We start from the raw sequence: 25,695 nt of genomic DNA on the forward strand, positions 1-25,695 counted from the left end.
TGATGTTCGTACTGGACGAGGACGAGAAGGCGATCGTCGAGACCGCCCGCTCCTTCGCCGACGAGCTGCTCGCGCCCGACGCCCTGGAATGGGACGAGCGCAAGCACTTCCCGGTGGATGTGCTGCGCAAGGCGGGCGGGCTCGGACTGGGCGGCATCTATGTGCGCGAGGACGTGGGCGGCTCGCAGCTGCGGCGGCTGGACGCCGTCCGCATCTTCGAGCAGCTGGCCACCGGCTGCCCGTCGGTCGCCGCCTACATCTCCATCCACAACATGGCGACGTGGATGATCGACACCTATGGCACCGAGCCGCAACGCAATCGGTGGCTGCCGGGACTGACGTCGATGGATCTGCTGGCGTCCTACGCGCTGACCGAACCGGGCGTCGGCTCCGACGCGGCGGCCTTGAGCACCAAGGCCGTTCGCGACGGTGACGACTACATCCTCAACGGCGCGAAGCAATTCATCTCGGGAGCCGGGTCCAACGACGTCTACGTGATGATGGTGCGCACCGGAACCGAAGGCGCGCGCGGCATCTCGGCGCTCATCGTTCCCGCCGACACCCCCGGTCTCTCGGTGGGGCCGAACGAGAAGAAGATGGGCTGGAACGCCCAGCCCACCCGGCAGGTCATCCTCGAGGACGCGCGCGTTCCGGCGGCCAACCTGCTCGGCGCGGAGGGCGACGGCTTCCGGATCGCCATGAACGGGCTCAACGGCGGGCGGCTGAACATCGCCGCCTGCTCGATGGGCGGCGCGCAGGCCGCGCTGGACCGCACGGTCGAGTACCTGGCCCAGCGCAAGGCCTTCGGCTCCCGGCTGCTGGACAACACCGCCCTGCAGTTCCAGCTGGCCGATATGCGCACCTCCCTGGAAGCCGCCCGCACCCTGCTGTGGCGCGCCGCGGCCGCCCTGGACGCCGACGCCCCCGACAAGGTGGAGCTGTGCGCCATGGCCAAGCGGTTCGCCACCGACGCCGGGTTCGAGGTGGCCAACCAGGCCCTGCAACTCCACGGTGGCTACGGTTACCTGGCCGAATACGGCATCGAGAAGATCGTCCGCGACCTGCGGGTGCATCAGATCCTCGAGGGCACGAACGAAATCATGCGGGTGGTCGTCGCCCGCTCGGTGGTAGGAGCAGCATGAGCGAAGGCGTGAAGGAACCCGAGGTTCTGATCGAGCAGCGTGACGGGCTCGGCCTGATCACCCTCAACCGGCCCCGCGCCATCAACGCGCTCAATCACCCCATGGCGCTGACCATCCTGGCCGCGCTGCGGGCCTGGGCCGACGACGACGCGGTGCGCGCGGTCGTGCTGACCGGCGCGGGCGAGCGCGGACTGTGCGCGGGCGGCGATATCGTCGCCATCCACAACGACGCCAAGGCCACTGTGGCACAGGGTGATTCGCCGGAGGTCGCGGCCGACTCGCCCAGCGGGAAGTTCTGGCGCGACGAGTACATCCTCAACGCCCTGATCAAGCGCTACCCTAAGCCCTACGTCGCGATCATGGACGGCATCGTCATGGGCGGCGGCGTCGGCCTGTCCGGGCACGCCTCGCACCGCATCGTGACCGAGCGGTCCATGGTCGGCATGCCCGAGACCGGCATCGGCTTCATCCCAGACGTGGGCGGCACCTGGCTGCTGGCGCACGCGCCCGGCGAGATCGGCACCCACATCGCGCTCACCACCGCGCGCATGTCCGCCGGCGACGCCATCGCGGCCGGCTTCGCCGACCACTTCGTGCCCTCGGAACACCTGCCCGCGCTGCTCGAGGCGCTGGCGACCACCGAGGTCGAGGTGGCCATCGCGAAATTCGCGCAGCCCGCACCGGTTTCGGAGTTCGTGGCCCAGCAGGACTGGATCGACGCCTGCTACAGCGCCGACACCGTCGAGGAGATCGTGCACCGGCTCGAGATCGACGGCCGCGCCGAGGCCGCCAAGGCCGCCGCCGATGTGCTGACGAAATCCCCGGTGGCCCTGAAGGTCACGCTGAGCTCGCTGCGCGAGGCGCGCCGGGCCGCCGACCTCGAGACGGCGCTGAACCAGGAATACCGGGTCTCCGTCGCCGCCCTGAACACCCACGACCTGGTGGAAGGCATTCGCGCCCAGGTCATCGACAAGGACCGCAACCCGCAGTGGTCGCCCGCCACCCTGGCGGACGTCACCGACGCCGACGTCGACGCCTACTTCGGCGCGCTCGGCGATCGCGAATTGGGTTTGGCCGCAGCTAAGGACGAATGATGAGCAACAACACCACGGTCGGGTTCCTCGGACTCGGTCACATGGGCGGGCCGATGGCCGCCAACCTGGTCGAGGCCGGATACGACGTTCTCGCTTTCGATCCCGTGCCCGCCGCGCAGGAGCAGGCCCGCCAGGACGGGGCGACCGTGGTCGCCACCGCGTCGGAAGCGGTCTCGGCCTCCGACATCGTGATCACCATGCTGCCCAACGGCCGCATCGTGCTCGACCTCTACGGCGACATCCTCCCGGCCGCGAAGCCGGGCACCCTGTTCGTCGACTGCTCCACCATCGACGTCGGCGACGCCAAGCAGGCCGCGGAACTCGCTGTGGCGGCGGGGCATCGGGCCCTCGACGCCCCCGTCTCCGGCGGCGTGGCGGGGGCGGCGGCGGGCACCCTCACCTTCATGGTGGGCGGCGCGGACGCCGACTTCGCCGCGGCGCTGCCGCTGCTCGAGGTGATGGGCGGCAAGGTCGTGCACTGCGGCGGGGCAGGCGTCGGCCAGGCCGCCAAGATCTGCAACAACATGCTGCTGGGCATTTCCATGATCGGACTCTCCGAAGCCATCGTGCTGGGGGAGAAGCTGGGGCTGACCCACGACAAGTTCTTCGACGTGGTCTCCACCGCGTCGGGCCAGTCGTGGGCGCTGACCTCGTATTGCCCGGTGCCGGGACCGGTTCCGGCCAGCCCCGCCAACAATGACTACCAGCCGGGCTTCGCGACCGCGCTCATGTCCAAGGACCTGGGGCTCGCCGCCAACGCGCTGCGGTCCAACGGGGTGGACGGACAAATCGGTCAGCTGGCGGCAGCGATCTACACCCGCTTCAACCAGGAAGAAGCGGGCAAGGACTTCTCGGCTATCGTCACCGATATCCGCAAGCGATCTGAGGGAGAGACGGCGTGACCGACTTCGAGACCATTCTGCTGGAGCGCAAGGGCCGCGTCGCGCTCATCACGCTCAACCGGCCGAAGGCCCTGAACGCGCTGAACTCGCAGGTCCTGTCCGACATCTCGGCCGCGCTCGACGAGCTCGAGAACGACAACGAGATCGGCGCGGTCGTGGTGACCGGGTCCGAGAAGGCCTTCGCGGCCGGCGCGGACATCAAGGAGATGCAGACCAAGTCCTACATGGACATGTTCGTGACCGACCACTTCGGTGGCTGGGACCGCGTCGCCGCCTTCCGCAAGCCGCTGATCGCCGCGGTCGCCGGCTACGCCCTCGGCGGCGGCTGCGAACTCGCCATGATGTGCGACCTGCTGCTCGCCGCCGACACCGCCAAGTTCGGGCAGCCCGAGATCAAGCTCGGCGTCATCCCCGGCATGGGCGGCTCGCAGCGCCTCACCCGCGCCGTCGGCAAGGCCAAGGCCATGGACCTCATCCTCACCGGCCGCAATATGGGCGCCGAGGAGGCCGAGCGCGCGGGCCTGGTCTCGCGCATCGTCCCCGCCGCCGAACTGGTCGCCACCGCCATGGAGGTCGCCGAGACCATCGCCTCCATGTCGCTGCCATCGGTGATGATCGCCAAGGAAGCCGTGGACCGCTCCTTCGAGACCACCCTCGGCGAGGGCCTGCGCTTCGAGCGTCGCGTCTTCCACTCGCTGTTCGCGACCGACGACCAGAAGGAAGGCATGACCGCCTTCGTCGAGAAGCGCCCCGCCAACTTCACCAACAAGTAAGCGCGACACCAACTCTCGTACTCTCGTGCCCCGCTGCCGTTGGTAGCGGGGCACGGTGCTGGGTGGGGTGGGTGAGGTTCGCCGCAGCCATGCCGGACGCGTGGTCATCGGTAGCGGGGCACGGTGCTGGGTGGGGTGGGTGAGGTTCGCCGCAGCCATGCCGGACGCGTGGCCATCGGCAGCGGGGCCCGGTGCGAGGCGGTGGTGTTTACCGACACCGTGCCCCGGGGCGTGGCCGAGCGGTGCGGGATCGCTTGCGGGCGAGCGGGATCGGTGGGCGTCAGCCGTGTTTGGACGGGCCGACCACTTCGACGGTCGGGGGTTTGCCGTCGGTGTGGCCTCCGCTGTCGCCTTTCATCGCCAGTCCGCCGACGATGGTGCCGCCGAGGGTGGCGGTAACCGCCACCGCCGCAACGAGTTTGCGGCGGGAGACGGGGGCGGCGGGGGCCTCGACGGGAGTGCCGCCCGGGGCCAGGTGCACGCTGCGGATGCTGCGGGCCGACGGGCGTTCGGCGGCCAGCAGGACCGCGCCGCGGGTGGACACGAAATCGGGCTCCGGGTCGTAGATCATCGGGTAGCCCAGCTGGAGTTTCAGCTCGTCGCGGATGCTCTTGTTGCGGGTGCAGCCGCCGAGCAGGGCCAGACCCGCGGGCCGGATGCCGGTCTCGTCGATCATGTGGCGGACGAACGACGCCGAATGATGGATGCCCGCCTCGACCAGTTCGGCGAAATCACTGCGGGTGACCACGGTGCGCTGCCCGGAGATCGGATCGCAGACGGCCAGTACGCGTTCGGAGGCCAGGGCTTCCTTCTGACGGCGGATATCGGCCAGGTCCAGGGTGACGCCGCCGCGGGTGAGCAGCCAGCGCAGCAGGGCGTCGTGGCCGTCCCCGCCCAGGACGGTGCTGCGCTTGGTGGCGAGGACGGCATCGTTTCGGCAGTCGATCTGGGTGAGGGTCAGCCCGGACGCGCCGAGGTCGTACAGCAGGATCGAGCCCTCGGTGGGGAGCTTCCGGGTGAAGCGCAGATATCTGAGCTGAGCCACCGGCTCGTCGATGACGGTCAGGCGATTGCGGCCCGCGGCGGTGCGGACGGCCTCGGCATGGTTGGTACTGCGGCAGGTGACCGCGATACCGGTGATGAACTCGTCACGCTCGGCCGCCGACTTCCGCATCAGGCGGATGGCCTCGAAGACCGCCTCCGCCATGCTCCCGCCGCCAGCCCGGCGTAGGACCTTGCACCGGTCGATGGGAGGCAGGTGCGGCTGGTCGGAATGGGTGAGCATGGCGCGTGCGCCAGCAGCGCCCGCCGACACCCCCAGGACCAGCACCATGGCCTCAATGGTGAACCTTTTGCGGGCCGAAGCCAAGACTATGACGCAGGAAATTGGCTGCTGGGTCGCTGGGTGGTTACTGACCGGCCCATCGGGTGGGCGAGCTACCGGGGTCGAAGTCGCCTGCGCTCTGCCGGAACTCCGCCAGCAATTGCAGCAGCAGCTGCAATCGTTCCGGCGCCAAACCGGTCTCGGCGAAAACTCGCCGATTCAGTTCGGTGGTGGCCTTGGCCACCAATTCTCTTCCGGCCCCGGTGATTTCGATGAGCGTTGCCCGCCGGTCACTGGGATGTGGCACACGCTTCACCAACTGGGCCGCCTCCAGCCGGTCCACCGTATTGGTGACCGACGTCGGATGCACCTGCAGCCGGGCGCTCGCCACCGCCATCGGCAGCGCACCAGTTTTGCTGAAACTCAGCAACATCAGTAGCTCGTACCGCGAGAAGGTCAAACCGGACGGCTTCAATGCTTCGTCCACCCGCGCCATCACGATCTGCTGCGCGCGCACCAGGGAGGTGACCGCCGCCATCCCGTCCGCGACCTCGCCCCAGCCGTGCTCGGTCCACTGGCGGTGCGCCTCCTCGATCGGATCGAGCGGCAGCGGACGGGGACGCGACATGCCCTGATCATCGCATGTCGCGAAGCGCTCGGGCCGCCCCATAGCAATCACGGTGATTCAAACCCTCGGCCCCGGACCCGAACCGGCGCACTATGGACCTCGCCGATGCGGGTGTGACCGAGTGGCCAGGTGGCGGTCTGCAAAGCCGTGTACGCGGGTTCGACTCCCGCCGCTCGCTCCATCGGAGAACGCCTCCCCGGGCAATCAGCCCAGGGAGGCGTTCCCTTTTCCTCCTGCCGCCGGACGCTCAGGAACGGATCGGTCGCGATCGGCGAATCGGCTTGGGCCCGAACCGGTCCTACTTCGCGTCGGTGGAGCACACCTTCCATACACCGTCCTCCTTGCGGAGGTGTTCGTTGGTGGATCGTTTGCTGTCGGCGGCGCCGGGCAGCGAGAGGGTGCCGAGGGTGACGGCGGTCGCGCGGTCGCCGGTGACGGTGACGCCCTCCACCGAATCCACCTTCATGCTGACCTTGCCCTGGTCCATGGCCTTGCGCTGGGCTTCGGGCAGGCCCTGGTACTGGGCGCGGTCGCCCGCGCAGGTCTGGCCGACAGCCTGGGACGCGCCGCCGGTGGACAGGGTTGCGTAGAAGTCGCGCAGCGTGGTCTCGATCCGCTTGGCGTCGCTCGGTGCGGAGTCCTTGCCGTTCAACGTCATCGCGGTAGCGATGCCGCCGCCGACGAGAACCGCGGCCGCGATGCCGATGCCGATGGTGAGAGGGGTGCGCTTGTGCCGAGTCATCGAGGGGCAGATTACAGCGATTCGGTTTCGTCGGCGGGGTGGCATTTCCACCCGTGACGTGGGACGGTACGTTGGTTAGGCAAACCTCAGCGTCGAGTGGAAGGACGGTCATGACGGCGGCTCGATGGAAACTGGTGTCCGGCGCATTGGCGGCGATCGCGGTGCTCGGCGCGACCACGGCATGCTCCAGCTCGTCCGACGAGGACAACGAGATCCTGGTCTACAACGCCCAGCACGAATCCCTCACCAAGGCGTGGGTCGACGCGTTCACCAAGGACACCGGCATCAAGGTGACCATCCGCAACGGCGGTGACACCGACCTGGGCAACCAGATCGTCGCCGAGGGTAAGAACTCCAAGGCCGACGTCTTCATCACCGAGAACTCCCCGGCCATGGCGCTGGTCGAGAACGCCGGCCTGTTCGCCGACGTCGACAAGGACACCCTCGGCCAGGTGCCCGAGCAGTTCCGTCCCTCCACCGGCAAGTGGACCGGAATCGCCGCGCGCTCCACCGTTTTCGTCTACAACACCGGCAAGCTCCCCGCCGACCAGCTGCCCAAGTCGCTGCTGGACCTGGCGCAGCCGCAGTGGAAGGGCCGCTGGAGCGGCGCCGCCGCGGGCGCGGACTTCCAGGCCATCGTGGCCGCGCTGCTCGCCCAGAAGGGTGAGGAGGCGACCCTCTCCTGGCTCAAGGGCATGAAGGAGAACGCGGTCATCTCCCAGAACAACACCACCGTCATGAAGGGCGTCAACTCCGGCCAGTTCGACGGCGGCGTGATCTACCACTACTACTGGTTCAAGGATCAGGCCAAGACCAAGGAGAACAGCAAGAACACCCAGCTGTTCTACTTCAAGAACCAGGACCCGGGCGCCTTCGTCTCCATTTCCGGTGGCGGCGTGCTGAAGTCGAGCAAGCACCAGAACGACGCCCAGAAATTCCTGAACTACATCACCTCCAAGAAGGGCCAGGAGGTGCTGCGGGACGGCGACTCCATGGAGTACCCGGTGGCCTCCGACGTCGCCGCCAACGCGGCGCTGCCGCCGCTGGCCTCACTGGACGCGCCCAAGATCGATCCCTCGAAGCTGGACTCCAAGAAGGTCACCCAGCTGATGACCCAGGCGGGCCTGCTCTAAGTGACCGCTCGGACCGCTGTGCCCACCCGGGCCACCGGGTCGACCCGGGTCGCCACGGCACTCGCCTGGCGGCCCGGGTCGCTCGTCACCGTCGCCGCCCTGCTCATGGTGGCGGCGACGCTCGTGCCACTGGGCTACATCGTGTCCACCCTGGTCTCCACCGGCCTGCACGAGACCGCCGAACTGGTCTTCCGGCCGCGCGTGGCCGAATTGCTGCGCAACACCGCCGAATTGGTGGTCCTCACCGTGCCGATCAGCGTCGCGCTCGGCGTCGGACTGGCCTGGATCGTGGAACGCACCGACGTGCCGGGCGCGGCCTGGTGGGGACCGGCCTTCGCGGCGCCCCTGGCGGTTCCGGCCTTCGTCAACAGCTACGGCTGGGTCAGCGCCATCCCGTCGCTGCACGGACTGTGGGCGGGCGTGCTCGTCGCCACCGTCTCCTACTTCCCGCTGGTGTACCTGCCCGCCGCGGCCACCCTGCGCCGGCTCGACCCGGCCGTGGAGGAATCCGCCCGCGCACTGGGCTCGGGGCCGTTCGCCGTCTTCGCGCGGGTGGTGCTGCCGCAGCTGCGGCTCGCGATTCTCGGTGGCGGACTGCTGATCTCGCTGCACCTGCTCGCCGAGTACGGCGCCTTCGCCATGATCCGGTTCGACACCTTCACCACTGCCATCTTCCAGCAGTACCAGTCCAGCTTCGCCGGGGCCGCGGGCAGCACCCTGTCCGGCGTGCTGGTGGTGCTGTGCCTGGTGCTGCTGGCCGCCGAGGCCGGAGTGCGCGGGCGGGCCCGCTACGCGCGGATCGGCGGCGGCGCGCAACGCGGTGTCCACCGGATCCGCCTGGGGCTGGGCCGGATTCCCATGCTGCTGGTGTTGTTCGGGGCGCTGGCGGCCACGCTGGGCGTGCCGCTGTGGACCATCGGGCGCTGGCTGACGATCGGCGGCTCGGCGGTGTGGAACACCGTCGACATCGGCGAATCCCTGGGCCAGACCATCGGTCTGGCCGCCACCGCCGCGGCGATCACCACCCTGTGCGCCTTCCCGGTCGCGTGGGTCGCGGTTCGCTCCACCTCGCGGTTCGCGCGAATCATCGAGGGCGCCAACTACATCACCAGCTCGCTGCCGGGCATCGTGATCGCGCTGGCCCTGGTGACCGTATCGATCCGCTGGCTGCCCGTCTTCTATCAGACCGCCGCCACCATCCTGGCCGCCTACACCCTGATGTTCCTGCCGCGCGCCCTGGTCAGCGTGCGCGCCGGGCTGGCGCAGGTGCCGATCGGGCTGGAGGAGGCGTCGCTGGCGCTCGGAAAGTCCCCGGCCGCCACGTTCTTCCGCGTCACCCTGCGCCTGACCGCACCCGCCGCCGCGGCCGCCGCCGCCATGGTGTTCGTGGCGGTGGCCACCGAACTGACCGCCACCCTGCTGCTCGCGCCCAACGGCACCAACACCCTCGCCATGCAGTTCTGGCAGCTGTCGGGCGAACTGGACTACGCCGCCGCCGCGCCCTACGCGCTGATCATGATCATCGCCTCGGTGCCGGTCACCTATCTGCTGTTCACCCAATCCAGGAAGGCGGCGGGATTGTGAGTCGGCTTGTCGTAGACCAGGTTCGCAAGAGCTTCGGACCGGGAGCTCCGGTCCTCGACGGCATCGGCCTGGACGTCGCCGACGGCACCGCCACCGCCGTCGTCGGCTCCTCCGGCTGCGGCAAGACCACCCTGCTGCGGGTGATCGCCGGGTTCGAGCACCCCGACTCGGGCTCGGTGACCATCGGCGGGGAAACCGTCACCCGCGAAGGCTTCTCGCTGCCCGCGCACCGCCGCCGCATCGGCTACGTGGCGCAGGACGGCGCGCTGTTCCCGCACTTGACCGTGGGACAGAACATCGCCTACGGGCTGGGCGGCGGGTTCGGGGCGAGCCGCAAACACCGGCGGCACGTGGCCGAACTCCTCGACATGGTCTCCCTCGACCCGTCGTACGCGGATCGGCGGCCGCACCAGCTCTCCGGCGGCCAGCAGCAGCGCGTCGCCCTGGCCCGGGCCATGGCCCGCAAACCCGCCCTCATGCTGCTCGACGAACCCTTCAGCGCCCTCGACACCGGACTGCGCGCCGCCACCCGCCAGGCCGTCGCCGAAACCCTGCGCGCCGCGGGCATGACCAGCATCCTGGTCACCCACGACCAGGAGGAGGCGCTGTCCTTCGCCGATCAGGTGGCGGTCATGTGCTCCGGTCGCTTCACCCAGGTCGGCACCCCGGAGCAGGTCTACGCCGAGCCCGCGGACCTGTTCACCGCCGGATTCCTCGGCGACACCGTGCTGCTCGACGCCAGCATCGGCCCGGTGACCGCCGAGACCCTGCTGGGCCGGATTCCCGTGCAGGACAACGCCCCGACCGGGCAGGGCGCGATCATGCTGCGCCCCGAACAGTTGCTGGCGCACGCCACCGCCGCCGGCGACGCGGGGAGCGCCACCGTGCGCGCCCTCGAATTCCGCGGCGCGGACGTCATGCTCACCCTCGACCTCGACGGCTCCCCGGAACCGATCCAGGTGCGCCGGGTCAGCGTCGGCGCGCCCGCGGTCGGCGACCGGGTCGACCTCGAAGTCCTCGGCGCGGCGGTCGCTTTCACCTCCGAGCAGTGCGCCGCCGCTGGTCGCGCACCCCGCAACGGCGCCGCGCCCGGCGTGTTCACCGTGCCGGACGTCGTCTCCGCGGTCTGATCACACGTGCCCCGGGTCTACACACACCGTGCCCCGGGTCGACGGAATGTGACCGAATGGTCTGGGAAGCACCTATATTGGCGCGGAAGCCGAATCCTCGGCTCGAGGCCGAAGGAGACCCGGTGCGCCGCACGCTGATCGTCATGTCCGCCCTCGCCGCCGCGTGCGCGCTCGCCCCGCAGGCCGGCGCCGAACCGGCCGCCGATCCGGCGCTGAAGGTGCAGGCGGTCTTCGGAACCGAACAGTTCCCCATGGCGGGCGTGGCCGCCGACATCGCGCCCTGCGGCGGCGCGAGCGTGGCCACCATCACCACCGGCGCCGACGGGTCGGCCGTCTACGCGGGCGCGCCGGGCTGCTATCGGGTTCAGGTCGCCGCGCCCATCGGCTGCATGCTCGACGGCGATTCCGCGCTCGAGGTCACCTCGGTGCCCGGCACCACCCCGCTCGCGACGTTCCGCTTCCGCTGCGCCTGAACCGGCTCGCGCGCCCGCACCCTCATCTCCCACGCGTCTCGTGTGATCGTGATCCCGTGTGACCGACTCCACATCCCGGAATGCACACTGCCCGGGGCTGTTAGCCTCGGTCACACATAGCTGCTCGACATCGCCGTACGCGGAAGGCGTCGCATCACCGAGGGAGTAGGTGACACATGGGCGCGAGATTCGCGCTGGCACACCAGCCCGGCATCGCCGCGCCCCTGTCGATCCGGCGCTACGCGGTGTCGATCGAGACGCTCGCGGCCCTGCTCGGCGCGGTAGTGGCGGGACTGCTGCTGATGGCCCCCCTCGATCTCGGCGGCGCCACCGCCGGACCGGTCCTGCAATTGGATCTGCTCGTCCTCAATATGCCGCGCGCCGCGGCGGCCGGAGCCGCGCTGGCCGTGGTGTCGGCGGCCCTGGTGGTCGCGCTCGGTAGACGCAGCGCGTGGATCACCGCCTGCGGCAGCGCGGTCATGCTGTTGGTCGACCAGTTCTGGAACCGGGGCGCGCCGACCATGGACAGCCTCACTACCGCCAATTACATCGACTCCATGTTCGCGGGCATCCTGCTCGGCGCGCTGGCCGTCGCGGTCTTCGGCAAGCCGCTCGCGACCGCGGCCTTCCTCATCGGCGCGCTCGGCTCGATCCTGGTCGGCGACCAGACCTCGCTGCCGCCCGCCGACGGCCAGGGCAACCCGCTCATCCAATTGGCCTCGGCCGGCACCCCGCCGGTGTGGCTGCTGCTGCTCACCGCCGCGCTGCTGGCCGCGGGAATCATGCTGCAACAGCCCGATCCGGCGATCGAGGAGGAGACCACCGACCTGGCCATCGGCACCATCCTGTCCGCGCTCGTGGTGATCACCGCGACCGTGCTGTCCACGGAATGGTTCGTGCGCCACGCCGGGACGCTCGTGCAGATCGGCGCGGCGATCGCCGTCACCGTCGGCGCGGCCGTACTGGCCGCCCTGCTGCTGCCGGGCCGCGAGGGCACGCTGGTGCTGCTGGCGGTCGCGGTCGCCAATGCGGGCAGCGCGATCATCGCGGTGCCGCGGCCGGATTGGACCGCGCCGTTCCCGGTGCTGGCCCTGCTGGCCGGACTGGCCGCCGGACGCGCGCGGCGCTCACCGTGGCTCGCGCTGGCGGTGACCGGAGCACTGGCCGTCTTCGCGGCGGGCACCGCCGACCTGGCCCACCAGTACTCGGTGATCCCGGTGCTCGGCGTGGTCGGCACCGGATTCGCCATCGGCTGCTGCTTCGGCGCGGCGGTGCCGAAGGGCGCGGGCAGCGCGGTGGTCGCCATCGCGGTGCTGATCGTGCCCTGCCTGGTGGTGGCGTTGCGCGGCAGCGACTTCGGCCGGGTCGCGTATTCGCCGCGCTGGTACCGGGATCCGACCGGCGTGGTCTCGGCGATGCCGGGCTGGTCTGCGCTGGTCGTCACCCTCGGCTGTGCGGCCGGGGTGTACCTGCTGTGGCGGATCCGGCCGGCGGGCGCCGCACCCGCCGCTCTGCTCGCCGCGCCCCACGCCGATGAACCGCGGAAGGTCCTGCCCCGGGGCTAGTCTGGCCGCATGGCCGACACGTCACCGGTGGACCCGACCGTCGATCTCCTGGCCCGGGCGATCACCCAGACCGGCGAGGTCATCGCCGCCGTCACCCCGGATCAGGCCGACCAGCCCACCCCGTGCGCGGACTGGACGGTGCGGGAGCTGGTGACCCACCTGATCGGTCAGATCCTGCGCGACTTCCGCATCGCCGCCCGCGGCGACATGCCCGAGTGGGGAGCGCCGCCCGAGGAGGTCGGCGCGGACTGGTCCGCCGAATTCGAGACCCGCGCGCGAGCCCTGCTCGACGAGTGGCGGACCGCCGACCTGGAACGGCCGGTGCCCAGCCTGGGCGGGGAGGCCCCGCTGCGCGGCCGCGCCGACCAGCAGATCGCCGAATTCGCCACGCACACCTGGGATCTCGCCCGCGCCACCGGCCAGGACCGGACCCTGGACCCCGAACTCGCCGAATACGGCCTGGCCTGGTCACGCCGGGTGCTGAAACCCGAATTCCGGGGCCCGGGAAAGGCTTTCGGCGCCGAGATGCCGATCGCCGCGGACGCCCCCGCCTACGACCGCCTCGCCGCCTGGTTCGGCCGCGATCCGGCGTGGACGCGGTCGGCCTGAGCTCAGCGCCCGAAGCGCCGGTTCACCCAGTCCAGCGCGTCGTCGAACGACGCGTCGAGCACGCCGCGGTGATCCACCCCCGCATAGGCGTGGTACTGCACCGGCTGCCCGCTCGCGCGCTGCCGCACCACCATGGCCTCGGTGCCCGGTGCGGGCACGGTGGTGTCGGCGCGGCCCTGCAACACCAGCAGCGGCTGGGTGAAGGACAGGGCGGTGGGGTCGTTCTCGTTCAGCACGCGGATCAACGCGGCCGCGTCCCCGTCGCGTCGGAAGACGTCGTCGGCGTTCAGTCCGCCCCACGAATCCGGTTGCCGCAGTTGCCCGATGCACCGGTCGTCGGCCTCGTCCAGCATGGATTGCGCACGTGGCGTGAGGAATCGGACGGGATCCACCTCGGCCACCGTCTGCGCGCCGCGAATGATCAAGGGCAGGAACGACACCGCGCCGCCGGTGAGCGGGGCCAGCGGCCCCGCCACGCCCGCGGTGCTGGCCAGCTGCGAGGCCTGCAGGCCGATGCCCTGGTGTGAGGCCGGGGCCAGCGCCACCGCGCCCAGCAACTGCAGATCCGGCGCCCACTGCTGGGCCTCCGCGTCGGTGAAGACGGCCGCCTGCCCGCCCTGGGAATGCCCGACCGCCACCCAGCGCGTCCCGATATCGGGGTCGATCTGCCGTGCGGCCCTGGCCATATCGGTGACGGCGCGCTGCTCGGCGGTGCCGATCAGATAGCCGTGCGGCCCGGGCGTGCCCAGCCCCTGATAGTCGGTCTGCGCGACCGCGTACCCGGCCGCCACCCAGCGCTCCTGCACCCGCCGCACCATCGAGGTGTAGTCGTGGGCGGGGAAGTCGGGGGAGGTGTCCTGCGAGGGCGCGCACGCGTCGGCGACACCGGTGGTGCCGTGCGCCCAGGAGATCAACGGCCAGCCCCCGGGCGGCGGCGTGCTGTCGGGCACCGCGAGCGTGCCGGTGACCGCGACCGGATTGCCCCGCATATCGATCGAGCGGTACATCAGCAGATAGTTGCGTGCCCCGGCAAGCGCGGGATCGCCTGTGAGCGGCCGGATCTGGATCACCGAACCGTGGGTCCCGGGAATCCGGTCGGCGGCCGGTTCGTAGAACGACGCGAGGGTCGTCTCCTCCGGCCGGACGGGTGTGGAGGTGGCCGGTGTGGCCAGGATCGAGCCGGTGACGGTGGCCGCGAGCAGCGGGAACAAGCGGCGGATTCCGGGGCGCGAGGCGCGCCGGGACCGCTGTCCTGTACGGGCGCTCTCGTTCTCCGGCACCTCTCAGAAGATACCGGCTTGCACGTGTTTCACTCGGCAAGGCAGGGCCGACCGGTCCGCCCGGAACGCGCTCGCGGTGTCCGGCTGCCTCCTGCACAACCGGACACCGCGATGCACAGCTCTACCTTCCCGCCCAGGGCCGTGAATCGGAATACCGATCGGTCACGATGGCACGATAAGTCAGACATCTGATTCGGCTGTCACGGTGCGCGAACGACAGCATGTGCACGAACGACAAAGGCCCCGACCGTGAATCACGGTCGGGGCCTTTGATGGTGCCCTCGGCAGGAATCGAACCTGCGGCCTTCTGCTCCGGAGGCAGACGCTCTATCCCCTGAGCTACGAGGGCGGGGATGGTCCCGTCCGGTCTCCCGGTCGGGCGGGGAAAGCGTATCGCATCGGCCGCGCTGCGCCAAAAACCGATGCGGACCGGGCGTTTCTATCCACCCGGTCCGCCGGGTCCTCAGTTCATCGGCAGCGGTGCGACCTTGCGTTCGGCGAGCATCTGCGTCATCAGATCGGCCTCACCCTGCTGGGTTTTGGCCATGCTCTCCGCCAGCGACCGCACCGCGTCGGTGTCGGCGCGCTGGGCCGCGTACTCGATCATCGGCATGCCGCCCTGATGGTGGCGCAGCATGAGCTGCAGGAACAGTGCGTCCTGGGCCGGACCGGTGGCCTGGCCGAGCGCGGCCATCTCCTGATCCGAGGCCATACCGGGCATGGTCTGCACCGCGCCCGCGTGTACGCCCGTGCCCGAATGCTGGTGCGCCGACATGTCGGTCATCCAGCCCATGTAACCGTCGGGGGCGATGAGCGGCTTGTCCCACAGCTGCAGCCAACCCTGCATGCGCCCGGCTTGATTGGCCTGTGTGGTCAGGATGTCGTAGGCCAGGCGTTTCACCGCCGGGTCGGCCGACCCGGACAGGGCGAGACTCGACATCTGCACCGCCTGCGTGTGGTGCACCGACATGTCCTGGGAGAAGCCGACATCCACGGCGCCGGGCGTTTCGGTCTGATGCCGCAGCGGATTGCCGACCAGGATTCCGGCCAGGAAACCGGCGAGCAGCACCCCGACCACGCCGAGGATCGCCAGCAGCTGCCGCTGATTGCGGCGCGGCTGCTGGGCGGGCTCGGCGGCGGGATCCGGCTCGGAGCTGCGATCGGGGACGTCGGCCATGAACGGCGGCACTACTGGGTCGGAGCCGGCTGCTCCGGCTGCGTCGGGCCGTCGGTCGGGGCCGGGATGGTCGGGATGCCGCCGGGCAGATTGGCGTCGGTCGGCAGCGCCGGGGTGCCCTCGGGCAGGCTCGGGATACCGGCGGGGAAGCCGGGGATGCTGGGCATGCCCGGGGTGCCGCCGATCTCGTTCTGCGCCTTGGTCGCACCGGTGCCGTCCATCGGGACCGCGTCGGGGCCGGGGGCGCTCGGATCGAAGGCGGGCGGGTTGTCGGTCTTGAAGGTCGGGTTCGCGCAGTCCGCGCCGACCTCGGGGTAGGCGTACTGGTTCAGCCGCAGCGCGGTGATGAACTGGGTGACGCGCTTGTCATCGGCGCTGTCCAGCTTGAGCTGGTGGCCCCACGACTGCATCGAGATGGCCGAATCCAGGCCCGGGTACGGCGACATCAGGGTGTACGGCTTGCCCTTGACCTTGGCCGACAGCGTGTCGACGCCCGCCTTGTCGAGCTTGTCCGGGTTGTAGGCGATCCAGACCGCGCCGTGCTCGAGCGAGTGCACCGCGTTCTCGGTGCGGATCGCCGTCGGGTACACGACGCCGGTGCACGCGGCCCACGAGCTGTCGTGCGGGCCGCCGAAGGGCGGGGCCTGGTCGTAGGCCACCCGCTGGGTGGCGGCGATGTGCAGGCCCGCCGCGTAGTCCTTCTTCACCACGCCGGAGATCTGATCCGAGGGATCCTTCTTCTGCGCGGACGGCGTGTACTTGTTCTGCTCCTGCTTGTCCTGGATCTTCGGCACGAGCACCCAGGCGATGCCGCCGATCAGGGCGAAAACGCAGACGACGGCCCCGATCATGAGCCACGGGATCTGGCGCCTTCCGCCCAGTCCGCCGCCACCGCCCTTGCGGGACGACCCGGCGGACTTGCCCGCGGCCTTGATGGCCTTGGCCGATTTGGCACTGGTCTTGCTCGGCATGCTTGTTGTGCTCTTTTCGACGTGTCGGACAATCAAACGACGCGGCCGCATCGTTTGCTGGGCACCTGCCCGGTGGTGCCCGCTCGCGGCGTTCACCTGCTCAGACCATAGGATAGTGACTCGTGACTCCAGCTGACCTTGCAGATCTCCTTCGTGCTACCGCGGCGAAGGTACTTGTCGAACGTGGATCCGACCCTTCGGTCCTGCCCGACGAGGTCAAGGTGGAGCGTCCCCGCAACCCCGAGCACGGTGACTATGCCACGAATGTGGCCATGCAGGTAGGCAAGAAGGCGGGAATGAACCCGCGCGATTTCGCCACGCTGCTCGCCGAGGCGCTGACCGCCGCCGAGGGCATCGACGCCGCCGAAGTCGCGGGACCTGGCTTTTTGAATATCCGCCTGGCCAAGGCCGCGCAGGGTGCGATCGTGGAGAAGATCCTGGAAGCGGGCGCGACGTTCGGCACCGCGGACGCCATGGGCGGCACCAGGATCAACCTGGAGTTCGTCTCCGCCAACCCCACCGGCCCCATCCACCTGGGCGGTACCCGCTGGGCCTCGGTCGGCGACGCGCTCGGCCGCATCCTGGCCGCGCAGGGCGCCGACGTCACCCGCGAGTACTACTTCAACGACCACGGCGCGCAGATCGACCGCTTCGCCAACTCGCTGGTCGCCGCCGCGCTCGGACAGCCGACCCCGGAGGACGGCTACGCGGGCGATTACATCAACGACATCGCTGACACCGTGGTGAAGGCCAACCCGGGCGTGCTGGAACTCCCGGAGACCGAGCGCCACGAGCTGTTCCGCCGCGAGGGCGTCGAGCTGATGTTCGCGCACATCAAGAAGACGCTGCACGAATTCGGCACCGACTTCGACGTGTACTTCAACGAGAGCTCGCTGTTCGCCTCCGGCGCGGTGGAGAAGGCCCTCGACGAGCTCAAGGCGTCGGGCAATCTGTACGAGAAGGACGGCGCCTGGTGGATCGCCTCCACCGAGTACGGCGACGACAAGGACCGCGTCGTCATCAAGAGCGACGGCAAGTCCGCCTACATCGGCGGTGACATCGCCTACTTCCAGAACAAGCGCTCGCGCGGCTTCGACCTGTGCATCTACATGCTGGGCGCCGACCACCACGGCTACATCGGCCGCCTGAAGGCCGCCGCCGCGGCGTTCGGCGACAACCCCGACACCGTCGAGGTACTCATCGGCCAGATGGTGAACCTGGTGAAAGACGGTGCGGCCGTCCGCATGTCCAAGCGCGCGGGCACCGTCGTCACCCTCGACGACCTGGTCGAGCAGATCGGCGTCGACGCCGCCCGCTACTCGCTGGTGCGTTCCTCGGTGAACTCCAGCATCGACATCGACCTGGACCTGTGGACCCGCCAGGACAGCGAGAACCCGGTCTACTACGTGCAATACGCGCACGCCCGCACCAACCAGATCATCGGCAATGCCGCCGCGTTCGACTACGCCTCGGTCGCACCGGATTTCGCGCTGCTCACCGATGACCGCGAGGGCGAGCTGATCCGCACCCTCGGCGAGTACCCGCGCGTGGTGGCCACCGCCGCCGACATGCGCGAGCCGCACCGCGTCGTCCGCTACCTCGAGGAGCTGGCCGGCGCGTACCACCCCTTCCAGTCCGACAAGACGCTGCGCGTCATCCCGCAGGGCGACGACGAGGTCACCCCGCTCAATGCCGCTCGCCTCGAGCTGGTCAAAGCCACCCGTCAGGTTCTCGCCAACGGCCTCGGCCTGCTAGGCGTCAGTGCTCCGGAGCGTATGTAGATGAGTGCCCACCCCGCCGGTCCCCGCCACGCGGACATTCCGCACGCGCCCACGCTGGCCGAGCGCCCCAGCGCGCCCGCCCAGATGATCGAGCTGCCCGCGAGCGTGTGGCCGCGCAACGCCTCCCGCGACGCCGACGGCGTGGTGCGGCTGGCCGGTGTGCCGGTGCACGAGCTGGCCGCCGAGTACGGCACCCCGTTGTTCGTCATCGACGAGGACGACTTCCGTTCCCGCTGCCGCGACATGGTCCGCGCCTTCGGCGACGGCGCGCGAGTCCACTACGCCTCCAAGGCGTTCCTGTGCGGCGAGATCGCCCGCTGGATCCGTGACGAGGGCCTGCACCTGGACGTCTGCTCCGGCGGCGAGCTCGCGGTGGCGCTGCACGCCGGCTTCCCGGCCGAGCGAATCGCGCTGCACGGCAACAACAAATCGGTACCCGAACTGGAGATGGCGGTCGAGGCGGGCGTCGGCGACGTGGTCGTCGACTCGCTGATCGAGATCGAGCGACTGGAAGCCGTCGCCAAGCGCGCGGGCAAGGTCGTCGACGTGCTGGTGCGCGTCACCGTCGGCGTGGAAGCCCACACCCACGAGTACATCTCGACCGCGCACGAGGACCAGAAGTTCGGCTTCTCCATCGCGGGCGGCGACGCCATGCAGGCCATCGCCCGGGTCTTCGAATCCGACAACCTGCGCCTGCTCGGCCTGCACTCGCACATCGGCTCGCAGATCTTCGAGATCGACGGCTTCGAGATCTCCACCCGCCGCATGCTGGGCCTGCTGCGCGAGGTCGCCGACAAGTTCGGCATGGAGCGCGCCGAGCAGATGCGGATCCTGGATCTCGGTGGCGGCCTGGGCATCTCGTACCTGCCGCACGAGGACCCGCCCGCCCTGGACGGTTTCGCCGCCAACCTGCGCCGCATCGTGGCCGAGGAGGCCGAGCGCGCCGGGCTGCCGATGCCGACCATCGCCGTCGAGCCGGGCCGCGCCATCGCCGGTCCCGGCACCGTCACCCTCTACGAGGTGGGCACCATCAAAGATGTTGTGCTCGACGGTGGCAATCGCCGACGCTATGTGAGCGTCGACGGCGGCATGAGCGACAACATTCGTCCGGCCCTGTACCAGGCCGAGTACGACTGCCGTCTGGTCTCGCGGTCCAGCGAGGCCGGACCGGTGGTGGCCCGAGTGGTCGGAAAGCATTGCGAGAGTGGGGATATCGTCATCCGCGATACCTGGCTCCCGGCCGATGTGGGCCCGGGCGACCTGGTGGCGGTGGCCGCGACCGGCGCGTACTGCTACTCGATGTCGAGCCGTTACAACATGCTCACCCGGCCCCCGGTGGTCGCGGTGCGAGACGGCAAGGCGCGCTTGATCCTCCGCCGTGAAACGGTGGAGGACCTACTCAGCTTGGAGGTGAAGGCATGACCGAGGTGGCGAACAACGCTGCGAAGAACGGCGTGTGGGGATCGGATCACCCGATCGGTGTCGCGGTCCTCGGCATGGGCACGGTCGGCACCGAGGTGGTCCGCATCATTCGTGACCACGCCGACGACCTGTGCAACCGTGTCGGCGCCCCCGTCGTGCTGCGCGGCGTCGCGGTGCGTGATCTGAGCAAGGACCGCGGCCTGTCCGCCGACCTGCTCACCACCGACGCCGACGCCCTGGTCACCCGCGACGACGTCGACATCGTCGTCGAGGTGATGGGCGGCATCGACCCGGCCCGCGCCCTCATCTCCGCGGCCCTGAACGCGGGCAAGTCCGTGGTCACCGCCAACAAGGCGCTGCTCGCGGACTACACCGGCGAGCTGGCCGCCGCGGCCGAGAACCACCGCGCCGACCTCTACTTCGAGGCCGCCGTCGCCGGCGCCATCCCGGTGGTCCGCCCGCTCATCCAGTCGCTGTCCGGCGACCGGGTCAACCGCGTGGTCGGCATCGTGAACGGCACCACCAACTTCATCCTCTCGGCCATGGCCGAGACCGGCGCCGACTACGACGACGTGCTGGCCGAGGCCACCCGCCTGGGCTACGCCGAGGCCGACCCGACCGCCGACGTCGAGGGCTACGACGCCGCCGCCAAGGCCGCCATCCTGGCCTCGGTCGCCTTCCACACCCGCGTCACCTCCGGCGACGTCTACCGCGAGGGCATCTCCAAGATCACCTCCGAGGATCTGGAGACGGCCGCGGCCGTGGGCTGCACGGTGAAGCTGCTGGCCATGGCCGAGCGCGTCACCGACGAGGGCGGCAAGGAGAAGATCTCCGTGCGCGTCTACCCCGCCCTCATCCCGCGCAAGCACCCCCTAGCCGCGGTCAGCGGCGCGTTCAACGCCGTGGTCGTGGAGGCCGAGAACGCCGGCCGCCTGATGTTCTACGGGCAGGGCGCCGGCGGCGCTCCCACCGCGTCGGCCGTCATGGGTGACCTGGTCATGGCGGCGCGCAACAAGTTCTACGGTGGCCGCGCGCCGGGCGAATCGGTCTATGCTGAGCTGCCGATCGCCTCGATCGGCGACACCCCGACCCGCTACCACGTGAACATGCAGGTCGCCGACCGCACCGGTGTGCTGGAAGCGGTCGCCGGGGAATTCGCCAAGCACAGTGTGAGCATCTCGACGGTCCGCCAGGAGGGACACGACGAGGGTGCGCGCCTGGTTGTGGTGACCCACCACGCGCTGGAGTCCGCGCTGGCGGATACCGTTGCCGCATTGGCCGAACTGGACTCCGTCACGTCCGTGACCAGTGTTCTGAGATTGGAAGGCACCGAGGAATGAGTGCAACCGCACGCGCTGCTGCACCTGTGCACACGCCGTGGCCGGGTTTGATCGACGCGTATCGCGATCGTCTCGCGATTCCCGCCGACTGGAAGGCCGTCACTCTCTTCGAGGGCGGCACCCCGCTGGTGCCCGCACACCACCTGTCGGAACTGACCGGCTGTGAGGTGTACCTCAAGGTCGAGGGCGCGAACCCGACCGGCTCGTTCAAGGACCGTGGCATGACCATGGCCATGACCGATGCCAAGTACAACGGCAAGACCGCCGTGCTGTGCGCCTCCACCGGCAACACCTCGGCCTCGGCCGCGGCGTACGCCACTCGCGCGGGACTGCACTGCGCGGTGCTGATCCCGTCGGGCAAGATCGCCATGGGCAAGCTGGCCCAGGCGGTCATGCTGGGCGCGAAGATCATCCAGGTGGACGGCAACTTCGACGACTGCCTGGAGCTGGCCCGCAAGGTCACCTCCGACTTCCCCGAGGTCGGCCTGGTGAACTCGGTGAACCCGGCCCGCATCGAGGGCCAGAAGACCGCCGCCTTCGAGATCGCCGACGCGCTGGGCAAGGCCCCCGACGTGCACGTGCTCCCGGTCGGCAACGCGGGCAACATCACCGCGTACTGGAAGGGCTACAGCGAGTACTTCGCCGACGGCGTCACCACCTCGCGCCCGCGCATGCTGGGCGTGCAGGCCGCGGGCGCCGCGCCGCTGGTCAACGGCGCTCCGGTGTCGAACCCGGAGACCATCGCCACCGCGATCCGGATCGGCGCGCCCGCGTCCTGGAACGGTGCGATGAACGCCAAGGAGGAGTCGGGCGGCGCCTTCCGCGCGGCCACCGACGAGGAGATCCTCGCCGCGTACCGCCTGGTCGCGGCCACCGAGGGCGTTTTCGTGGAGCCCGCCTCCGCCGCGTCGGTCGCCGGTCTGCTGGCCGCTCGCGCCGAGGGCTGGCTGGATTCCGGCCTCACCGTGGTCTGCACCGTGACCGGCAACGGTCTCAAGGACCCGGACAACGCGCTCAAGGGGATGCCCGAGGTCAAGCCGATCGCGGTCGACCCGGTCGCCGTGGCCCACGAGCTCGAGCTGGCCTGAGTTGACCGCGCGCGACGCACAGCTCAGTGATCGAGCGGAGCGAGAGAACCATGTCGCAGCCGCTTCGCGGTCCGGTGGCACCGAGCGCCAGCGAGGCGGCGGCGGGACGCGGACGCTGACCGCCGGAATCTCCGTCACCGTGCGGGTTCCGGCGTCCAGCGCGAATCTGGGTCCGGGATTCGATTCCCTCGGAATCGCTCTGGGTCTCTACGACGAGATCACGGTGTCCACCACCGACACCGGCCTCACCATCCGGGTCGAGGGGGAGGGCGCCGATGACGTGCCCTGGGGCCCTTCGCATCTGGTGGTGCGCGCCATCGAACGCGGCCTGCAGGCCGCGGGCGTGTGGGCGGACGGCCTGGACGTGGTGTGCCGCAACGTGATTCCGCATTCGCGGGGCATGGGCTCGTCGGCTTCGGCGGTGGTCGGCGGTTTGGCCGCCGGCCGCGGCCTGGCCGCGAAATTCGATGCCGGACTGGCCTACGGCGATGACGTGATGGTGCAGCTGGCCTCGGAATTCGAGGGCCACCCGGACAACGCGTCGGCCAGCATCCTGGGCGGGATCGTGGTGTCCTGGTCCGAAACCGACGGTCCCGCAGCCGGAAACGGCACGGCCGAGCTTCATGGCCGCGCCTACCGCGCGGTGCGGCTGGAACCGCACGCCTCGTTGCGCCCGGTGGTGCTCATCCCCGAGGAGCGTTCCTCCACCGCGCACACCCGCGGTCTGCTGCCGGACACCGTGCCGCACGCCGACGCGGCGTTCAACGCCAGCCGGGCCGCGCTGGCGGTAGTCGCCTTGACGCAGCGCCCTGACCTGCTGATGCCCGCCACGGCCGACCGGCTACATCAGGGCTACCGCGCCTCGGCGCTGCCGCTCACCACGAAGTGGATCGAACGGCTGCGCGCGGCCGGCATCCCGGCGACCGTGTCGGGCGCCGGTCCGACCGTGTTGGCCTTCGCGACCAGCGAATTCCCCGAGGAACTGCGTGAACTCGCGATCTCCGACGGACTGCGCGTGCTCGAGCCCGGCATCGCTGACGGCGTCTTGGTGGATTGACAGCGCGCCTGCCTTGCCGATGCAAAAGGTGGGAGCTATCCTGAGCGAGTCCGTACATCGTGCGCGTCAGACGCCGGTGCTTCATCAGGGCAAATCGCTCCAGAGGCTCCTTGCTCGGGCTCGAGCTCGAGGCTCGAAACTTGGGGGTAGCCAGTCAACTGGAATGATCTCTCCCACCATTTGGCGAGCCCACCGGTCCGGCGGGACAGGCGATACGGCATCCGAGTCCGGCAGGAGTCCGGACTGCAGGAGGAACCCTCGAACTGGCACACGGCGGTCGAGGGAAGGAAAGGATTTCCGTGACAGATACGGACCTGCTCGCGACACCCGGGGTGGACAGTGATCCAGCGTCCTCGGGGAGCCGCGAAAGTGACTCCGGACAGATTTCGAAGATGAGCGAACAAACTGACGTCGCACGATCGGGGCTGACTGGAATGTTGTTGCCGCAGTTGCGTGCGCTTGCGGGAGAGCTCGGTATCCGAGGCACTTCCGGGATGCGTAAGGGTGATCTCATCGCCGCTATCAAGGAGAACCAGGTCGGGGCCACCACCAAGGCGCCCGCGACCGTTGGTGGCAAGACCACGGGCAAGGCCAAGGCGAAGGCCGAGGACGCGTCGACCGGCGGTGAGTCCGTGTCGGCCGCCGACACCGAGTCCGTGAAGAAGTCCGCCCGGTCCGCCGATGCGGCGCCGGCCGAGGCGAAGACCGAGGCGAAGACCGACCGCGCCGAGAAGGCCGAGTCCCGCCAAAACGCTTCGGAGACGCGCGAATCCACCGCTTCGGAGAAGCGCGATGCCAAGGGCGCGGAGTCCCGTGAGGCCAAGCGCGAGGAGGGCGAGACCGCCCGCGCCGAGGGTGGCGAGGACACTCGCGACGGCGGCCAGCGTGGCCGCGGCCGCCAGCGCCGGGGCCGCGAGCAGCGCGGCGCGGCCGACAATGCCGAGGCCCCCGTCGCCGACAAGGGCGAGCAGGAGGGCGGCGAGCGCCGCCGCGAGCGCAACCAGGGCGAGCGTGGTCAGGGCGAGCGCGGTCAGCGCGGCGACCAGGGCGAGCGCAACCAGAACGCCGGCCAGCAGAACGGCGCCGGCCGCAACGACCGCAACGACCGCGGTGGTGACGACGAAGAGGGCCGTGGCCGTCGGGGTCGCCGCTTCCGTGAGCGTCGCCGTGGGCGGGACCGCGACGGCGGCGCCGGTGGCGGCGGCGGCGAGGCCCGCGAGATGGAGATCCGCGAGGACGACATCCTGCAGCCGGTCGCGGGCATCCTCGATGTCCTCGACAACTACGCGTTCGTCCGCACCTCCGGCTACCTGGCCGGCCCGAACGACGTGTACGTGTCGATGAACCTGGTCCGCAAGAACGGCCTGCGCCGCGGTGACCACATCGTCGGTGCGGTGCGCGCCCCGCGCGACGGCGACCAGAGCAACCAGCGTCAGAAGTTCGATCCGCTGGTGCGGTTGGACACGGTCAACGGCGGCGACGTCGAAAGCGCCAGGCGCCGACCGGAATTCAACAAGCTCACCCCGCTGTACCCGAACCAGCGCCTGCGGCTGGAGACCCAGCCGAACAAGCTGACCACGCGCATCATCGACCTGATCATGCCGATCGGTAAGGGCCAGCGTGCGCTGATCGTGTCCCCGCCCAAGGCGGGTAAGACGATGGTCATCCAGGACATCGCCAACGCGATCGCGACCAACAACCCCGAGTGCTACCTGATGGTGGTGCTGGTGGACGAGCGTCCCGAGGAAGTGACCGACATGCAGCGCTCCGTGCGCGGCGAGGTCATCGCCTCCACCTTCGACCGCCCGCCGAGCGACCACACCTCGGTCGCCGAGCTCGCCATCGAGCGGGCCAAGCGCCTGGTCGAGGCCGGTCAGGACGTCGTCGTGCTGCTCGATTCGATCACTCGTCTCGGCCGCGCGTACAACAACTCGTCCCCGGCATCGGGCCGAATCCTTTCCGGTGGTGTGGATTCCACCGCGCTGTACCCGCCCAAGCGGTTCCTCGGCGCGGCCCGCAACATCGAGAACGGCGGCTCGCTCACCATCATCGCCACCGCGCTGGTGGAGACCGGTTCCACCGGTGACACGGTCATCTTCGAGGAGTTCAAGGGCACGGGTAACGCCGAGCTCAAGCTCGATCGCAAGATCGCCGAGCGCCGCGTGTTCCCGGCGGTCGACGTCAACCTGTCCAGCACCCGTCGCGACGACCTGCTGATGTCCCCGGACGAGGCGGCCGTGCTGCACAAGCTGCGTCGCGTGCTGTCCGGCCTGGACTCGCATCAGGCCATCGACCTGATGGTGGACCGGTTGAAGAAGACCAAGTCCAACATCGAGTTCCTGATGACGGTCTCCAAGACCGCCCCGGGCGCGATCGACGAATAAGCCTGTGGCGCAAGGCAACCGATTGCCTCGCGTCCGCAGCGAACCACGACGGCGGCCCCGCTTCGGCGGGGCCGCCGCCGTATGTCCGGAACCGGG

General features: G+C 69.7%; 22 protein-coding genes and 2 tRNA genes. 17 read left to right on the forward strand and 7 right to left on the reverse strand.

Going from position 1 to position 25,695, the window contains the following annotated elements; genetic code table 11:
* The first annotated feature begins 2 nt into the window (after positions 1-2).
* The 4 genes from ACQPYY_RS05715 to ACQPYY_RS05730 are packed head-to-tail and all read left to right on the forward strand — an operon-like array spanning position 3 to position 3,911.
* Complete coding sequence (locus ACQPYY_RS05715; protein ID WP_379105616.1) at positions 3-1,142, forward strand: acyl-CoA dehydrogenase family protein; 1,140 nt, start codon at positions 3-5, stop codon at positions 1,140-1,142.
* Positions 1,139-2,236 carry an enoyl-CoA hydratase/isomerase family protein gene (locus tag ACQPYY_RS05720; RefSeq protein WP_433592980.1) on the forward strand — a complete coding sequence of 366 codons (1,098 nt, stop codon included), beginning with the start codon at positions 1,139-1,141 and terminating at the stop codon, positions 2,234-2,236. The genes ACQPYY_RS05715 and ACQPYY_RS05720 overlap by 4 nt, the downstream gene beginning before the upstream one ends.
* Positions 2,236-3,138 carry a 3-hydroxyisobutyrate dehydrogenase gene (gene mmsB / locus ACQPYY_RS05725; RefSeq protein WP_379105620.1) on the forward strand — a complete coding sequence of 301 codons (903 nt, stop codon included), beginning with the start codon at positions 2,236-2,238 and terminating at the stop codon, positions 3,136-3,138. Before ACQPYY_RS05720 ends, mmsB begins: the two co-directional genes overlap by 1 nt.
* The gene (locus ACQPYY_RS05730) at positions 3,135-3,911 is read left to right on the forward strand and encodes an enoyl-CoA hydratase (protein ID WP_433592981.1); all 777 of its coding nucleotides are present in this window, start codon (positions 3,135-3,137) and stop codon (positions 3,909-3,911) included. The genes mmsB and ACQPYY_RS05730 overlap by 4 nt, the downstream gene beginning before the upstream one ends.
* A 280-nt stretch (positions 3,912-4,191) precedes the next feature.
* Here the strand turns inward: ACQPYY_RS05730 and ACQPYY_RS05735 are convergent, their stop codons facing one another.
* Positions 4,192-5,244 carry a hypothetical protein gene (locus tag ACQPYY_RS05735; protein WP_433592982.1) on the reverse strand — a complete coding sequence of 351 codons (1,053 nt, stop codon included), beginning with the start codon at positions 5,242-5,244 and terminating at the stop codon, positions 4,192-4,194.
* A 76-nt stretch (positions 5,245-5,320) separates the two neighbouring features.
* The gene (locus ACQPYY_RS05740; RefSeq protein ID WP_357097750.1) at positions 5,321-5,863 is read right to left on the reverse strand and encodes a MarR family winged helix-turn-helix transcriptional regulator; all 543 of its coding nucleotides are present in this window, start codon (positions 5,861-5,863) and stop codon (positions 5,321-5,323) included.
* A 107-nt stretch (positions 5,864-5,970) separates the two neighbouring features.
* Here ACQPYY_RS05740 and ACQPYY_RS05745 point away from each other — a divergent pair.
* Positions 5,971-6,044: transfer RNA gene (locus tag ACQPYY_RS05745), tRNA-Cys, on the forward strand.
* A gap of 117 nt (positions 6,045-6,161) precedes the next feature.
* Here the strand turns inward: ACQPYY_RS05745 and ACQPYY_RS05750 are convergent.
* Positions 6,162-6,605, reverse strand: a complete 444-nt coding sequence (locus ACQPYY_RS05750; RefSeq protein WP_379105627.1) for an Rv0361 family membrane protein — start codon at positions 6,603-6,605, stop codon at positions 6,162-6,164.
* Positions 6,606-6,715: 110 nt separating this feature from the next.
* Between ACQPYY_RS05750 and ACQPYY_RS05755 the strand changes: the two genes are divergently transcribed.
* The 6 genes from ACQPYY_RS05755 (at position 6,716) to ACQPYY_RS05780 (ending at position 13,099) form a co-directional block, all read left to right on the forward strand.
* Positions 6,716-7,738 (forward strand): iron ABC transporter substrate-binding protein, encoded by a 1,023-nt coding sequence (locus ACQPYY_RS05755; protein ID WP_433592983.1) that lies wholly within the window; start codon positions 6,716-6,718, stop codon positions 7,736-7,738.
* Positions 7,739-9,322, forward strand: a complete 1,584-nt coding sequence (locus ACQPYY_RS05760; RefSeq protein WP_433592984.1) for an ABC transporter permease — start codon at positions 7,739-7,741, stop codon at positions 9,320-9,322.
* On the forward strand, positions 9,319-10,452 hold the full coding sequence (locus ACQPYY_RS05765) for an ABC transporter ATP-binding protein (RefSeq protein ID WP_433592985.1): 1,134 nt from the start codon (positions 9,319-9,321) through the stop codon (positions 10,450-10,452). The genes ACQPYY_RS05760 and ACQPYY_RS05765 overlap by 4 nt, the downstream gene beginning before the upstream one ends.
* A gap of 122 nt (positions 10,453-10,574) precedes the next feature.
* Positions 10,575-10,925, forward strand: coding sequence for a hypothetical protein (locus tag ACQPYY_RS05770; RefSeq protein WP_379105636.1), 351 nt, complete (start codon positions 10,575-10,577; stop codon positions 10,923-10,925).
* Positions 10,926-11,101: 176 nt separating this feature from the next.
* Positions 11,102-12,490, forward strand: a complete 1,389-nt coding sequence (locus tag ACQPYY_RS05775) for a hypothetical protein (RefSeq protein WP_433592986.1) — start codon at positions 11,102-11,104, stop codon at positions 12,488-12,490.
* A gap of 9 nt (positions 12,491-12,499) precedes the next feature.
* On the forward strand, positions 12,500-13,099 hold the full coding sequence (locus ACQPYY_RS05780) for a TIGR03086 family metal-binding protein (RefSeq protein WP_433592987.1): 600 nt from the start codon (positions 12,500-12,502) through the stop codon (positions 13,097-13,099).
* Between the two features lie 2 nt (positions 13,100-13,101).
* On the opposite strand, the gene ACQPYY_RS05785 is transcribed toward ACQPYY_RS05780, so the two are convergent.
* From ACQPYY_RS05785 to ACQPYY_RS05800, 4 genes are all read right to left on the reverse strand, one after another.
* A complete protein-coding gene (locus tag ACQPYY_RS05785) occupies positions 13,102-14,379 on the reverse strand; it encodes an alpha/beta hydrolase family protein (protein WP_433592988.1) in 1,278 nt (425 codons plus the stop codon).
* A gap of 273 nt (positions 14,380-14,652) precedes the next feature.
* Positions 14,653-14,728 (reverse strand) — tRNA-Arg (locus ACQPYY_RS05790).
* Between the two features lie 114 nt (positions 14,729-14,842).
* The gene (locus ACQPYY_RS05795) at positions 14,843-15,556 is read right to left on the reverse strand and encodes a DUF305 domain-containing protein (RefSeq protein ID WP_433592989.1); all 714 of its coding nucleotides are present in this window, start codon (positions 15,554-15,556) and stop codon (positions 14,843-14,845) included.
* A gap of 11 nt (positions 15,557-15,567) precedes the next feature.
* Complete coding sequence (locus ACQPYY_RS05800) at positions 15,568-16,527, reverse strand: DUF3105 domain-containing protein (RefSeq protein ID WP_379105646.1); 960 nt, start codon at positions 16,525-16,527, stop codon at positions 15,568-15,570.
* A 122-nt stretch (positions 16,528-16,649) separates the two neighbouring features.
* On the opposite strand from ACQPYY_RS05800, the gene argS reads away from it, so the two are divergent.
* The 6 genes from argS to rho all read left to right on the forward strand — a co-directional run bounded on the left by argS (position 16,650) and on the right by rho (position 25,599).
* Positions 16,650-18,308, forward strand: coding sequence for an arginine--tRNA ligase (argS, locus tag ACQPYY_RS05805; protein ID WP_379105649.1), 1,659 nt, complete (start codon positions 16,650-16,652; stop codon positions 18,306-18,308).
* A complete protein-coding gene (lysA, locus tag ACQPYY_RS05810; RefSeq protein WP_433592990.1) occupies positions 18,309-19,730 on the forward strand; it encodes a diaminopimelate decarboxylase in 1,422 nt (473 codons plus the stop codon).
* Entirely contained in the window at positions 19,727-21,070 is a 1,344-nt protein-coding gene (locus tag ACQPYY_RS05815) for a homoserine dehydrogenase (RefSeq protein ID WP_433592991.1), read from the forward strand. Before lysA ends, ACQPYY_RS05815 begins: the two co-directional genes overlap by 4 nt.
* Complete coding sequence (thrC, locus tag ACQPYY_RS05820) at positions 21,067-22,158, forward strand: threonine synthase (protein WP_357282059.1); 1,092 nt, start codon at positions 21,067-21,069, stop codon at positions 22,156-22,158. The genes ACQPYY_RS05815 and thrC overlap by 4 nt, the downstream gene beginning before the upstream one ends.
* Before the next feature lie 115 nt (positions 22,159-22,273).
* Positions 22,274-23,215: a homoserine kinase gene (gene thrB, locus ACQPYY_RS05825; protein WP_433594577.1), complete on the forward strand. Its 942-nt coding sequence runs from the start codon at positions 22,274-22,276 to the stop codon at positions 23,213-23,215.
* A 392-nt stretch (positions 23,216-23,607) separates the two neighbouring features.
* The gene (rho, locus tag ACQPYY_RS05830; protein WP_433592992.1) at positions 23,608-25,599 is read left to right on the forward strand and encodes a transcription termination factor Rho; all 1,992 of its coding nucleotides are present in this window, start codon (positions 23,608-23,610) and stop codon (positions 25,597-25,599) included.
* Positions 25,600-25,695 lie beyond the last annotated feature (96 nt).

The sequence above is a fragment of the Nocardia sp. CA-145437 genome (genome assembly GCF_050956485.1).
GTDB lineage: Bacteria > Actinomycetota > Actinomycetes > Mycobacteriales > Mycobacteriaceae > Nocardia.

Bases quoted from the DNA above. Each gene is read 5' to 3' on its own strand.
- lysA (WP_433592990.1), top strand. From the start codon at position 18,309: ATGAGTGCCCACCCCGCCGGTCCCCGCCACGCGGACATTCCGCACGCG.
- ACQPYY_RS05775 (WP_433592986.1), top strand. From the start codon at position 11,102: ATGGGCGCGAGATTCGCGCTGGCACACCAGCCCGGCATCGCCGCGCCC.
- ACQPYY_RS05740 (WP_357097750.1), bottom strand. From the start codon at position 5,863: ATGTCGCGTCCCCGTCCGCTGCCGCTCGATCCGATCGAGGAGGCGCAC.
- ACQPYY_RS05780 (WP_433592987.1), top strand. From the start codon at position 12,500: ATGGCCGACACGTCACCGGTGGACCCGACCGTCGATCTCCTGGCCCGG.
- ACQPYY_RS05715 (WP_379105616.1), top strand. From the start codon at position 3: ATGTTCGTACTGGACGAGGACGAGAAGGCGATCGTCGAGACCGCCCGC.
- ACQPYY_RS05720 (WP_433592980.1), top strand. From the start codon at position 1,139: ATGAGCGAAGGCGTGAAGGAACCCGAGGTTCTGATCGAGCAGCGTGAC.
- ACQPYY_RS05750 (WP_379105627.1), bottom strand. From the start codon at position 6,605: ATGACTCGGCACAAGCGCACCCCTCTCACCATCGGCATCGGCATCGCG.
- ACQPYY_RS05735 (WP_433592982.1), bottom strand. From the start codon at position 5,244: ATGGTGCTGGTCCTGGGGGTGTCGGCGGGCGCTGCTGGCGCACGCGCC.
- rho (WP_433592992.1), top strand. From the start codon at position 23,608: ATGAGCGAACAAACTGACGTCGCACGATCGGGGCTGACTGGAATGTTG.
- ACQPYY_RS05755 (WP_433592983.1), top strand. From the start codon at position 6,716: ATGACGGCGGCTCGATGGAAACTGGTGTCCGGCGCATTGGCGGCGATC.
- mmsB (WP_379105620.1), top strand. From the start codon at position 2,236: ATGAGCAACAACACCACGGTCGGGTTCCTCGGACTCGGTCACATGGGC.
- ACQPYY_RS05800 (WP_379105646.1), bottom strand. From the start codon at position 16,527: ATGCCGAGCAAGACCAGTGCCAAATCGGCCAAGGCCATCAAGGCCGCG.
- ACQPYY_RS05795 (WP_433592989.1), bottom strand. From the start codon at position 15,556: ATGGCCGACGTCCCCGATCGCAGCTCCGAGCCGGATCCCGCCGCCGAG.
- thrC (WP_357282059.1), top strand. From the start codon at position 21,067: ATGAGTGCAACCGCACGCGCTGCTGCACCTGTGCACACGCCGTGGCCG.
- ACQPYY_RS05815 (WP_433592991.1), top strand. From the start codon at position 19,727: ATGACCGAGGTGGCGAACAACGCTGCGAAGAACGGCGTGTGGGGATCG.